Genomic DNA, 12,820 nt, shown 5'->3' on the forward strand with positions numbered 1-12,820 from the left:
TGAAGCCACTACCCAGGATTCAGCAAAGGCTTGAGGAGATTCAAAACTCAGCAGTGGCATGATTGCAGGAAACAAGCGCCCTTCCAGTCCATCTAGAAAATCATGACAAGCAAGAACGCTTTCATTTACACTTTAATAAACAAGGTGATAACTATTACTCGGCTGACCTAGTTGCAAGCTCCACACTTGTTCAGAGTCACTGCTATTCATAGGAACCCAGCGCGCATACAGCATTTCCCAATTGCCATTCACCTCTAGCTCTACCTCATCAGTCAAATCCGGGTAGACCGTCGTTACTCTTGAAACAGGATCAGGGATAACCTCACCATTCTCTTTGACAAAAGCGGCCTTGTAGTACAAGTGAAGCGCCCCTTCATTCGCATCTGAAAAGTCCAATGATAAGGTAATCGTTTCTCCCACATCGAATGAAAAATCCCGCGCCGCAACAATATCTTCCGCGCGAGCAGGAGTAACACCAGCACCACTAGAGTTTCCACCATCAACGTCTGATGCTTTTGGTGTTGAGGATGAACTACCTCCCCCTCCACCTCCACCTCCACAGGCGGTAAGTACAGTAAAACTGATTAAGCCGACCATCGATATAGATACTTTCATATTAAACTCCTTACTCACCGACCGCAGAGACGAATGAGCCCACTTGCCCTGTTTTGTACCATTCATTTTGACTTTCACCGCTAGATACCACCCAGTCATCAAAGCCCAAATAGGCTTCACAGATATCGACACGCTCCATTGGATGATTCCAGTCGTCTCGAATATTGAGCGCCCAAGGCATATTGTTGGCCGTTGTAAAGGACGCCAAACCATCGGATTTATCATCAAAAGTATTGAAGAACGCAGCATTCATTCCATTGGTACCAGAGAATTGTTTCAGGTGAGTTTGCCAACTGAACCCTGGAGCCTCACTGGTAAAGTCCCCGTGATACATGTATTGTGCCGCGAAAATGAAGGGATCATAAGGAGGGTAGCCCACCGTATCCCGAGACACTGGCTCAGTAAATTCGACATAAAGCTGATATTGCAGCGCGCCAGGGGTTTGAATATCAATACACTGACTCTGCGTTCGGTAAAACTTACACTCGCCCGATAATTCATCCACGTTTTGTAAGTCTACTTTTAAGTCTTCCGAAACAACCAATACTAGGTCAGCTTCGCCCTGCTTGATAATGGAATGCTCCACGGGAACACCATTCACTGTTAAAGTGGTATCAGCGACATTAGCTAAATCAACACCAGGAAGGTGAACACCATACCCGTTTGAATACCCAGCCCCCATCGCTTGTAAGGTATAGTCAAAAGTAATATTTTTCACTGCGCGCTGCCCATTCAATTGTTCAGTAATTTGGTATCGCCAAACCACATCATTAAAATCGTAATCCCCCATCAACGGCCAACGATCTTCAAACGCAATGGTGGCGTAGCTATCACCACTTGGATACACCGATGTCAGCGTAATATCGCTGTCTTGTTGAACCAAAGGCTCGTATTTTGAATCCGTCGAACCATCGGTATTCACACCGTCGATCGCCGTGAAAGGGGTAATTTCAACCGTGAACAGCAAATCATTAAAGTCGTTATCCCCACCGGGGCGAACAATATCTTCGAATCCCAAAACTAAAAATTCATTTTGACTATCAAGAAAAGCCACATTGTGACGACGCAAGTTTGACGTTGTCTCTGGGTTTAAAAGTGAGTGGCTATACAGGGGCGTACCCCAAGGGCCAAGTGAACTAATGTTATTGTATGAGCCAGACCAGCCCCAACCATTTGGAATGATGAAAAAAGCCAAAGTTTGCCCCGCACTCAACTCTGCGCTCAGTTCAATGGTATCGCCCTCTACCATTCCCCCATCGGGCGCTTTGGAAGTATTTGGAAAAATAATGGTATGTTCTGATATATCCTGGATAGATTCAGGTGGGTTGTTGGTGTCATAAACGAAATAGCCGAGCACGTTACGATAGCCGGCTCCCTCATTCAAAAAAGTCACTTTAGCCGTCGCGAACTCTGCACCGTTTAGCTCGTCATCAATATCAATATTTGAGTAGCGCTCCGGAGCAATGAAATCGGTATTTACATACGTTCCCTCGGGGAGCATAGAATAGACATTAGCCAGAACGTCTTGAGGGAGTGAGTCCGCAATCGAATAGGTATCGTTCGGTTTGCCCAAGGCAGAATAATTAAAGCTCTCTTCCCCTGATTCGAAATAAAAGTCAGAAGTCGTTAACGCAAGTGTCATCCCTGGGAATAAACAACCAGCTGCAATTAAGGGTGTCAGTATTCTCATTATGTTCGCTCTCCCATTCATCCATGTCTATAACGAACAGAGCAAAGCGTATGCCCAAAATAAAAACACTAAATAACAAACACTTAATTAGCGACCATCATTTATTGTCTTTTTGAGAATGAAATTGAGAGGAAGGAATTTTTAAATTGATGGACCATAAGAACCCTATTATTTTAAATAGCAACGTCAATTTGACGGGCTTTTAAGGCTTCAAATTTAAAACTGTAGGTTACTTGCCCCTTAGGTTTAGGGGCAGATCTATTAACTTAAGGTCGATGCCCAAAGCACACAAAGCGACATAAAAACTTAGGGACAGATTCACCGTATGATTTAGAGCAACCAATACACAGAAAGTCTAACGTGCTAAGTGCTGTTTATTTACAGCTTTAATACTTGGTGACGTTCTACTGTTGCAGCAAAGCGTGTCTCCGACACTGACCCTAAGTCGAAAGTGAGTTAGATAACCCCCAGCTCTCTTAAACGCTCCATTAGGTACTCGTGAGCAGTGTAGCGATCAGAAAGCACCACTTCTGGTTTTGGGTGCAAAAAGAGTGGTAGTGAAATACGCGAGGTTTCTTGTTTTGCGCCGGTTGGGTTGATCACTCGGTGGGTGGTTGATGGGAAGTAGCCGCCCGATGCTTCTTGAAGCATGTCACCGATATTGATGATGAGATTGCCAAAGTCGCAAGGTACGTCTAGCCAGTCGCCTTCTTTGCTCATCACTTGTAGGCCTGGCTCGTTCGCGGCTGGGAGAACAGTGAGTAGGTTAATGTCTTCGTGTGCTGCTGCGCGGATTGCGCCTGGCTCTTCTTCGCCCGTCATTGGTGGGTAGTGAAGCACACGTAGCAATGTTTGTTGGCTACCGTTGATCATCTCAGATAGTGCAATAGAAAACTTCTCTTTTACGTCCGCAGGTGCGTGTGCTTCTACCCAACCTAGTAGCTCTTGAGCGAAGTCATTGGCACGTTGGTAGTACTCTAAGATCTGTTCTTTGAGTTCTTCTGGGATTTGACCCCAAGGATACACGTGAAAGTACTCTTTAATGTCTTTAACCGTGTGGCCTTTTGCGACTTCAGATACGCTTGGTGGGAAGTAACCGTCTTGAGTTTCTGTATTGAAGACGAACTCATTTTTGCGCTCTGATGTGAAGAATTGGTACCAGTTCTCGTAGATAGATTCCACCAGCTCTTTTGGGATTGGGTGGTTTTTGAGCACGCCGAAGCCTGTTTCACGTAGGGATTGAACGAACAGCTCAGCAGCGTTGTCTGCTTGGTAATCGACAGTTTCTAATTTCATGACATCACTTTCTTGTTTTTGTTGGCATGGCGAAGTGTATGGAAAAATTGATTTTTATCAATTTTATCGCGCTATTTTTTCATGCTCGATCATGAAATATTTATCGTTACTTCAACTTTAAACAGATTCGGTTAATAAGGTACCTTGATTCAAATGCCCTAGCATAGAAAAGCCGCCTCGCATGAGACGGCTTTGGTTAAGATCTGTCTAGTTAGACCATAATTCGCTGCTCGGTTTGCGCATCAAAAAAGACCGCTTTAGAGAGATCAAAGTGTAGCGGTGCGGTATCACCGACCGTTACGTCGTTTTCCGGAGAAAGACGACACGCTACCTCTTGGTTGTTGACCTTAATCATTGCGATGGTGTCCGGCCCTGTTGGCTCTAATACCTCTAGCTTCATGTTGAGCAAGGTACTCGCAGAGGTATCATCACTTGGTTTGTCGCAGACATGCTCTGGACGCAGACCAACCACAATCTCTTGTCCGTCGTGAGCACGCATACTCTCTGGGAGTTTGATATCTTGCTCACTGCTCTCTTCGGTGCTGACTTTGATTACCGGCGTGTCATTACCATCGATCATCACCTTGGTTTTGATGAAGTTCATTGAAGGAGAGCCCATAAACCCAGCCACAAACATGTTGTTGGGTGAGTTGTAGATCTCTTTAGGTGTGCCGAGTTGCTGCAACTCGCCATCTTTCATTACCGCAATTCGATCCGCGAGGGTCATCGCTTCGATTTGGTCGTGGGTAACGTACACAATGGTGGTGTTGAGCTGCTGATGAAGACGTTTTATTTGATGACGCATTTCTACACGTAACTTAGCATCAAGGTTCGATAATGGTTCATCGAACAGATACAGCTTTGGTCGACGCGCTAGTGCTCGCCCCATTGCGACCCTTTGACGCTGACCACCGGAAAGCTGCGAGGGTTTGCGATCTAACAGGTGGTCGATTTGCAGCATCTTAGCAACACGCTCGACTTCGGCGTCGATCTTGTCTTTGGGAATCTTTTTGATCTTCAAGCCAAACTCGATATTGCCGCGTACCGTCATGTTGGGATACAGCGCATAGGACTGGAACACCATGGCGATATCGCGATCTTTCGGCTCGACACTGGCGACATCGCGTCCGTCGATCACGATCTCTCCCGAGCTTATGCCCTCTAACCCTGCAATGGTGTTCATCAGCGTTGATTTTCCACAGCCCGATGGGCCAACGAGGATCAAGAACTCTCCCGAGTCGATGCTGATGTCTATGCCCTTAAGGGTCTCTTGTTCCGCTTTCGGGTAAGTTTTGCGGATATTGTTAAGTTCTAAAGTTGCCATTGTAATTATCCTTTTACTGACCCTGCCGTTAATCCACGGACAAAGTATTTCCCTGCGAGTACATACACAATTAGAGTAGGAAGCGCTGCGATGATCGCGGCAGCCATATCGACGTTGTACTCCTTCACACCAGTACTGGTGTTCACGAGGTTGTTAAGTGCGACGGTGATCGGTTGAGTGTCTGAGCCCGAGTACACCACACCAAAGAGGAAATCATTCCAGATGGCGGTGAACTGCCAGATCACGGTCACCATGATGATTGGGGTGGAGATCGGTAATAAGATCTTGAAGAAAATGGTAAAGAACCCTGCCCCATCGAGCTTGGCGGCTTTGATTAGCTCATCCGGTACACCGATATAGAAGTTACGGAAAAACAAGGTTGTAAAGGCCATACCGTAGATGACGTGCACCATGACCAAGCCAACGGTCGTGTTTGCTAACCCCAACTTGCCCAGTACGGTCGCCATTGGCAGCAGCACAACTTGGAAGGGTATGAAGCAGCCGAACAGTAATAGGCTGAAGAACAGGTTAGAGCCGCGGAACTGCCACTTGGTCACCACATAACCATTGAATGCTCCAAGCAGGGTTGAGATGGCTACGGCTGGGATCACCATTTGGAAGGAGTTCCAGAAGTACCCTTTCACACCCTCACATTTCACCCCAGTACATGCAGTTCCCCATGCTTTGTACCAAGCATCAAAGACCCACTCGTTTGGAAAGCTCATCAGGTTGCCCGCTTTGATATCTGGCAAGGTTTTCACTGAGGTTAATACCATGACGATCAACGGCATCAAGTACACAAGGCAGAAAAATAACAGCGATGCATAGATAAATAGTCGTGGAAGGTTAAACCCTTTATATTGAGAAACTACGCTGCTCATGACTTCTTCTCCCTAAGTTCGGAATAAAGATATGGGACAAGAATCGCTAAGATCCCACCGAGCATCATCATCGCACTTGCGGCGCCAAGACCTATCTGCCCTCGAGTAAAGGAGTGCGCATACATAAAGAGCGCGGGGAGATCGGAAGAGTAACCCGGGCCACCAGCAGTCATTGCGGTCACCAAGTCAAAGCTCTTAATCGCGATGTGGGAGGTGATGATCACCGCACTGAAAATCACCGGACGTAGACACGGAAGAATTATCTTCATGTAGATAGTCGGTAAGCTCGCACCATCAATTTGTGCAGCCTTGATGATCGATGAATCGATACCGCGCAGCCCGGCTAGGAACATCGCCATCACAAAGCCTGATGATTGCCACAGTGCAGCAATGACCAAGGTATACACCGACATCTCGGAGTTCACCAGCCAGTCAAATTTGAAGTTGGTAAAACCCCAATCTTGCATCAATTTTTCGATGCCAAGTCCTGGGTTTAATATCCACTTCCATGCTGTACCGGTCACGATGAATGACAATGCCATTGGGTAGAGGTAGATGGTTCGGATTGCGCCTTCGTTGCGAATATTCTGATCGAGGAAGATCGCCAGCAATATGCCTAACGCGATAGCGATCAGCATAAACAGGCCACCAAAGATACCCAAGTTGGTAATTGAGGTGATCCAGCGGTCGTTTTCCATCAACCTTTCGTATTGCGCTAGCCCGACAAACTTAAAGCTCGGTAAGAATCGAGAGTTAGTCATCGATAGCGCTGCGGTCCAGAATATATAGCCGTAAATGCAGACCACAGTCACAAGCATGGTGGGCGCTAAGACGATTTTAGGCAACCACACTTGTAAGCGATCCGCCCAGCTTTTCTTTACCACGGGTGATGGTTTATTGGGGGAATGAGTCAAAACGTGCTCCATAATAATTCCTTGTAGCAACATCCTTTTTGATACTCGACACTCACCCTTACTTTAGAGAGTGAGTGTCGTTCATATTATTGAGTTGATAGAAGGGTTAGAGCGCCGACTGGACTGCTTTAGCCAGTTTTGCGGGTGCTTGTTTTGGATCGGCTTTTGGATCGTTGAAGAAGTTGGTCACAACATCGTAGATCGCGCCTTGAGCGTAACTTGTAGTGGATAGGCCATGCGCCATAGAAGGAACAAGGTCGCCTGAGTCCGCACTGGCTTTGAAGGTTGCCATTGAATCCAGTGCACATTGGTCAAACTTCGCCATGTCCATATCCAAACGTACAGGGATAGAGCCCTTGTTAAGGTTGAATACTTCTTGGAAGTCTTTGGTTAGGATGGTTTTCGCTAGGTCTTGTTGCGCTTTTTGGTTGTCTTCACCCTTGATGTTAAAGAATGCAAAGCTATCGATGTTGAAGGTAAATTGCCCATCGGTGCCCGGTGCTGGCGCACACACGTAATCCTTACCTGGTACTTTACCCGCCGCAGTGAACTCACCTTTCGCCCAGTCACCCATGATCTGCATCGCTGCTTCACCGCTGATCACCATCGAGGTTGCCACGTTCCAATCACGCCCAGGTGAGTTGGAATCGATGTAGTCATGGACCTTTTGGAACTTGGTGAACACTTCGACCATCTTGTCGCCAGACAGTACGTCCATATCTAGGTCGACAAAGGCTTTGTTGTAATCTTCACTACCAAGTACCTCAAGTGCAACTGCTTCGAATACCGTTGCGTCCTGCCAAGGTTGGCCACCGTGTGCTAATGGAATATATCCTGCAGCTTTAATCTTCTCTGCGGCAGCAAAGAATTCATCCAAGGTAGTTGGTACGGTTGTACCCGACTTTTCGAGAACTTCAGGGTTTGCCCATAGCCAGTTGACTCGGTGTACGTTTACAGGAACCGCTACGTATTCGTCGTCGTATTTCATTACGTCCGTCACCACCGATGGAAGAATGCCGTCCCAATCTTCTTGCTTAGCACTGCCCTCTAGCGACGTTAGGTAACCTAGTTCGCCCCACTCTTGGATATCGTGTCCTTTGATTTGTGCCGCCGATGGTGCATTACCCGATGCAGAGCGTGTCTTCAATACGGTCATCGCACTCTCACCGCCACCACCAGCAACCGCGAAGTCTTTCCACGTATGGCCGTCTTTCTCCATCATGTCCTTGAGAACGGCGACTGATTTCGCTTCACCGCCTGATGTCCACCAGTGAAGTACTTCCACTTCACCCGCTTGAGAGACGCCCGTTGCAGCAGCTAGAGAAACGCCAGTGGCGATAGATAAACTAAGTAGGGTTTTCGATGTTTTCATTTTTATTATCTTCCATGTTTTATATTGGATTATGTTAAGCAAATGTTACTTAACTCCAACTGAGTCTATTCATGGAATAAATAATTAACGAAACGAAACGTAACCCCAATGTAACAAGACTGTTACATTGGCGCGTTTTTTCTTTATTTTATAAATGGATAGCAACTAATCGGAAAGATTTATAGAGGTTCTAAAAATGATGCATGGATCAAACTACACTTTTTGTCACCTTTTTAGTCTAGTACAAAAAGTGTGAGGTAGCGCAAATTAACTGATTTGGACGAAGTCTACCTCAACCTTCCAACCTTCAGCACCTTGTGAGACTTGATAGTACCAACCGTATTGCGCGATAAGCCGCTGTGTCAGCTCTAGCCCTAACCCGAATCCGAGGTCGTCTTGTTTGGTGTGCGTATCGCTGTTGCGGTTGGTAATCGATAGCTTGCTAACCGTTTGATTAATCTCCACTTCACCGTTTTGAGTATGCTGAAATGCATTTCGGATAAGGTTGGTAATAATGATTCGGCACAACCCCTCTGGCAGCACTAATTCGGTCTCATCAATACTGACATCTACCTCTACCGACTTGCCTTGCAACAAATAATGCAGCTCGGACTCTACTTGTTTTGTCAGCTCACCAACACAAACTGTTTTACTCGGTAGGGACTTTCCCTCTTGTCGATTAAGCCACAGTAAGGTTTCTGTCAGATCGGTCATGGTAAAGCCGGCGCGCTCGATACGATCTAGCACGGCAAGTTGTTTCTCTGAGCTGATGCCCTTCATTATCATCTTACGTAACAGCTCTGAATTAGTGCGTGTCACCGCGATAGGTGTTCGCAACTCATGACTCGCATATCCCAAAAAACGTTGCTCGCGCTCAAGGCTTTCTTGCACCGAGCGAAGACTTGATTGAATCAGTTCAGCGAGTGAGTTCAACTCGCTGTAGTGAAAATTCGGGACGGGCTGAGTGAGTTGTTCCTTATCTAAATCTTTAGCCCAACCTCTTAGCTGCTCAACTGGCGTCGCAATCTTCTTCTGAACCAACAGCAATACCGCGGCAAATACAACAATCGCCCCTATTCCGGTCAAAACGATATACATAAATGGAGGGACTTCTTCATGGAACAAGTCCCCATTATCATCTATATGCTTCAGAGAGATTGAAACGTATCTCACCTTACCTGAATCTTCGACCTTCATGGCAAAGTAACCAAATTTGGGCGGTGATAGAACCGGTATCCCATCCACCTTCTTCAATAGCTGGTTAGGGACTAATTCGTTGCGGTCAATGTTGTCTTGGATGACTTGCGGTAAATCTTCCCAATGGGCGGCGATGGTGAGCTCATCGAGTTGTCTCGGGGTATTGTTTTCTCCCAACGGGATTTCCATCGCTTGTGAGCGCAGGAACCCTGTCATTGCGATATCCATACCGGAGAAGAAGTAGTTAACCGCGGATACGGTCATGACACTGATGCTGCCAACACCTGTGACCAGCATAGCGATGAGAAAGTAGAGTCGGATACTCGGTCTGATCTTCATTATTCGATCTCTCGCTTTAACGCAAAGCCGTGGCCTGTGATGGTATGGATCAGTTTATCTTCAGCCTTACCATCCACCGCTTTACGCAGATTAAACATATGAACCTTTAGGCTATTGCTGTCTGGCTGTTCATCTCCCCAGACGCTTTGCATAAGCTTGTCGCGAGAGACGATATTGGGGCTTTCCCGCAGCAAACACTCTAAGAGCTTAATTCCGATAGGAGAGAGTTTGATGACTTGTCCGTTTCGAGTCGCGCTTTTCTCTTGAAGGTCCAATTCAAGGTCTTCTACCTTGAGTTTGCTGACCTGCCCACTACGACGTTTAGAAAGCACCTGCGCACGAACTATCAGCTCTTCCATGGCAAAGGGTTTTACTAAGTAATCATCTGCACCTTTGGAAAAGCCTGTGAGCTTATCATCAAGCGTGTCACGCGCTGTAAGCATCAAGATTGGCACATCAATGCCTTGTGAACGAATCTTCTCGCACACTTCTAAGCCATTCATCTTTGGTAGGTTGAGGTCGAGCACCACCACATCGTATTGATTACTCTCGATAAGGTTGTAGCCAGACAGACCATTCGCAGCGTGGTCACATTGGATATCTTCCAGTTCAAGATAATCAATGATGGCTGTGGCGAGGTCGATATCATCTTCCACCAGCAGTAGTTGTAGATTCTCAGCCATGATTGATTCCCCTGTAAGGCGTTGTTGCTCGTATTTGATTAAATAAGCCCTGCGATTGTGGCGCAGGGCTAAAACGTTTGGTTATGCCAACTCTAGTTGGTCACTGTGACCCGAGATTCGCGCTTTTGCTTTGCTAATCAGTACTTTTACATCATTTTGAATCATCAGCAATGATGGGGTAAGTACAAGAGTGATCACGGTAGCAAACAAGATACCGTAGCCCAGAGCCGCCGCTGCAGGAATTAGGAACTGAGCCTGCATCGAGGTTTCACTCAGCAATGGAGCAAGACCAGCAAACGTTGTGATTGAGGTGAGTAATACCGCACGCAGACGACCTGTACATGCTTGCTGAATCGCTTCTTTCACTGACAACGATTTATCTTTCACTAACTCGTTAAAACGAGAAACCAATAACAAACTGTCGTTCACCACCACACCGCTTAGAGCCAAGATCCCGTTAAGCGATAGAATACTCAGCGTTAGGTCATTCAACCAGTGGCCGAGAATCGCACCGACAATACCGAATGGAATCGCGACCATAATAATCAACGGCTGCACATACGATTTTAGTGGAATCGCCAGCAGAGCAAAGATGCCGATAAGTGCGAGTACAAACGTGGATTGCATTGAATCGGTCGACTCTTTCTGTTGCTCGGCTTCACCTGCAAAGTCGATCTTCACGGTTGGGTAATCGGCATTGAGCTGCTTCACAATACTGTTTTGTAGCTGTGTCACTAACTCGTTCGATGCGATCTTATCTTGGTCTACCGAGGCTGTGATGTAGACAGCACGCTGATTGTCGATGCGTGTGATCTCAGACTGCTGATAGTCAGAGAACACATTGGCTACGCTCGTCAACGGTACGACCGTCCCATCCGATGTACGTACGCTTGATGACTCGATATCTGCCAGAGTTTGACGTGCGTCTTCAGGGTAGCGAACACGCACTTTTACTTCATCTTTGCCGCGTTGGAAACGCTGAACAATGTCACCACCGAACGACTGGAGAACTTGTTTCGACAGAGTTGCCGTATCCATTCCCAGCGCTCGGCCTTGCTCTGTCAGCTCAAAGCGATACTGTGGCTCACCGAGATCGAGGTTGTCATCAATACCACTTACACCAGCAATGGTTTGTAGCTCTGCTTTCAGTTTATTGGCCGCTTCAGTAAGCAGTGCTTCGTCATTCGATTTTAGCTCCGCTTTAAACGCATCAACCATTTCCTTCATGGATAGCACTTTAAGTTTCTTAACGCCTTCCATTTGACCCGACATAGCCAGCCATTGCTCAGCAAAATCACCCGAGCTATAGATCACATCACCATCGAGCTCGATAGTGACGGTTCCTGATTTATCTTCACTTGCAATCACCTGAAGGCTTGAGATAGCGGGTTCATCACCACCAAACTCAGCGCGCAGATTTGCATCCACTTTTTTCGCATTTTCTTCTAGCACAAGCAGGTTGGTTTGCGTTTGACCAAAGCTGGTATCGTTGTACATACGAATGTCTGCGGTCACGGTGTCGCCTGCGATCTCCGGGAAGAAAGCCACACGCACTGCGCCTGTCATCGGCATGCCGACCACTAAGATAAACAGAGAGATAAAGCCTAGCACCACCGCATAACGGAAATTAAGTGCGAGCTTAATCGCGCGCTTGTAAACCTTATGATTGAACCAATCTAGCCCGCTCTCAGCGCCTTGTTGAATGTGGCCCCAAATGCCCTTTTTCTCGCCTCGCTGCGTGTTAACATGTGCCAAGTGTGAAGGAAGGATCAACTTAGATTCAACCAGAGACAACATCAAACAAATCGCAACCACCGATGCAAACTGAGCGTAGATTTGCCCCATCTTGCCTTCTACCATCGCAATCGAGACAAAAGCCACAACCGTTGTTAGAACACCGAAGATAGTCGGTGCCGCAACCTTGTGCGTACCAATAATGGTGCTCTTGAGTGAATCCCCTTGTTCACGACGAGTGGTGTAAATACTCTCACCAATCACCACCGCATCATCAACCACAATACCGAGTGCCATGATAAAGCCGAAGGTAGTCATCTCATTGATGGTTAAGCCCATAAACGAGTCGGTCATAAAGTAGAGAGTACCGCAGAATACAAACGGCAGGCTTGCCGCTACCCAAAACGCCACACGGATGTTTAGAAAAACAGCCAGAACGATAAATACCAGCGCGATACCTGTGAGTGCATTTTTCACCAGCAATGAAAGGCGTTCTTTGATTAGCGTACTTTTGTCGTACCAGCTTTCAATCTCCACGTCTTCTGGCAGTAGGTTGCTCGCTTTCCAGTTCTCCACCACTTGCTCAGCTTGTGCAACGATAGAAACCACATCGCTATATTCATCCATCACGATCTGGATGCCCATCGAGTTTTGTTGGTTATAGCGGGATAAACTGAAGGTATCTTCTTCAAACGTGTCGCTAATGGTTGCTACATCGCCCAATGTAATCTGACTACCATTGGCCGTAGTGACAACAGGAATCGCTTTAAAGTCT

At 46.8% G+C, this 12,820-nt stretch carries 10 protein-coding genes; all 10 read right to left on the reverse strand.

Going from position 1 to position 12,820, the window contains the following annotated elements; translation table 11 throughout:
* Positions 1-132: 132 nt before the first annotated feature.
* Positions 133-615, reverse strand: coding sequence for a hypothetical protein (locus DPF91_RS00840; protein WP_117232539.1), 483 nt, complete (start codon positions 613-615; stop codon positions 133-135).
* Positions 616-625: 10 nt separating this feature from the next.
* Positions 626-2,305 carry an LruC domain-containing protein gene (locus DPF91_RS00845; protein ID WP_164683968.1) on the reverse strand — a complete coding sequence of 560 codons (1,680 nt, stop codon included), beginning with the start codon at positions 2,303-2,305 and terminating at the stop codon, positions 626-628.
* 456 nt (positions 2,306-2,761) lie between these two features.
* The gene (locus DPF91_RS00850; protein WP_117232540.1) at positions 2,762-3,601 is read right to left on the reverse strand and encodes an isopenicillin N synthase family dioxygenase; all 840 of its coding nucleotides are present in this window, start codon (positions 3,599-3,601) and stop codon (positions 2,762-2,764) included.
* A gap of 211 nt (positions 3,602-3,812) precedes the next feature.
* Positions 3,813-4,925 carry an ABC transporter ATP-binding protein gene (locus tag DPF91_RS00855; RefSeq protein ID WP_117232541.1) on the reverse strand — a complete coding sequence of 371 codons (1,113 nt, stop codon included), beginning with the start codon at positions 4,923-4,925 and terminating at the stop codon, positions 3,813-3,815.
* A 5-nt stretch (positions 4,926-4,930) separates the two neighbouring features.
* Positions 4,931-5,806, reverse strand: a complete 876-nt coding sequence (locus DPF91_RS00860) for a carbohydrate ABC transporter permease (RefSeq protein WP_117232542.1) — start codon at positions 5,804-5,806, stop codon at positions 4,931-4,933.
* Complete coding sequence (locus DPF91_RS00865; protein WP_117232543.1) at positions 5,803-6,732, reverse strand: carbohydrate ABC transporter permease; 930 nt, start codon at positions 6,730-6,732, stop codon at positions 5,803-5,805. The genes DPF91_RS00860 and DPF91_RS00865 overlap by 4 nt, the downstream gene beginning before the upstream one ends.
* Before the next feature lie 94 nt (positions 6,733-6,826).
* Entirely contained in the window at positions 6,827-8,092 is a 1,266-nt protein-coding gene (locus tag DPF91_RS00870) for an ABC transporter substrate-binding protein (RefSeq protein WP_117232544.1), read from the reverse strand.
* A gap of 267 nt (positions 8,093-8,359) precedes the next feature.
* Positions 8,360-9,628 carry a sensor histidine kinase gene (locus DPF91_RS00875; RefSeq protein ID WP_117232545.1) on the reverse strand — a complete coding sequence of 423 codons (1,269 nt, stop codon included), beginning with the start codon at positions 9,626-9,628 and terminating at the stop codon, positions 8,360-8,362.
* Positions 9,628-10,311 carry a response regulator transcription factor gene (locus tag DPF91_RS00880; RefSeq protein WP_117232546.1) on the reverse strand — a complete coding sequence of 228 codons (684 nt, stop codon included), beginning with the start codon at positions 10,309-10,311 and terminating at the stop codon, positions 9,628-9,630. The genes DPF91_RS00875 and DPF91_RS00880 overlap by 1 nt, the downstream gene beginning before the upstream one ends.
* Positions 10,312-10,392: 81 nt before the next feature.
* A partial coding sequence (locus DPF91_RS00885; protein WP_164683970.1) for an efflux RND transporter permease subunit occupies positions 10,393-12,820 on the reverse strand: 2,428 nt, incomplete at its 5' end.

Source organism: Vibrio maerlii (assembly GCF_003415655.1).
Taxonomy (GTDB): Bacteria; Pseudomonadota; Gammaproteobacteria; order Enterobacterales; family Vibrionaceae; genus Vibrio; species Vibrio maerlii.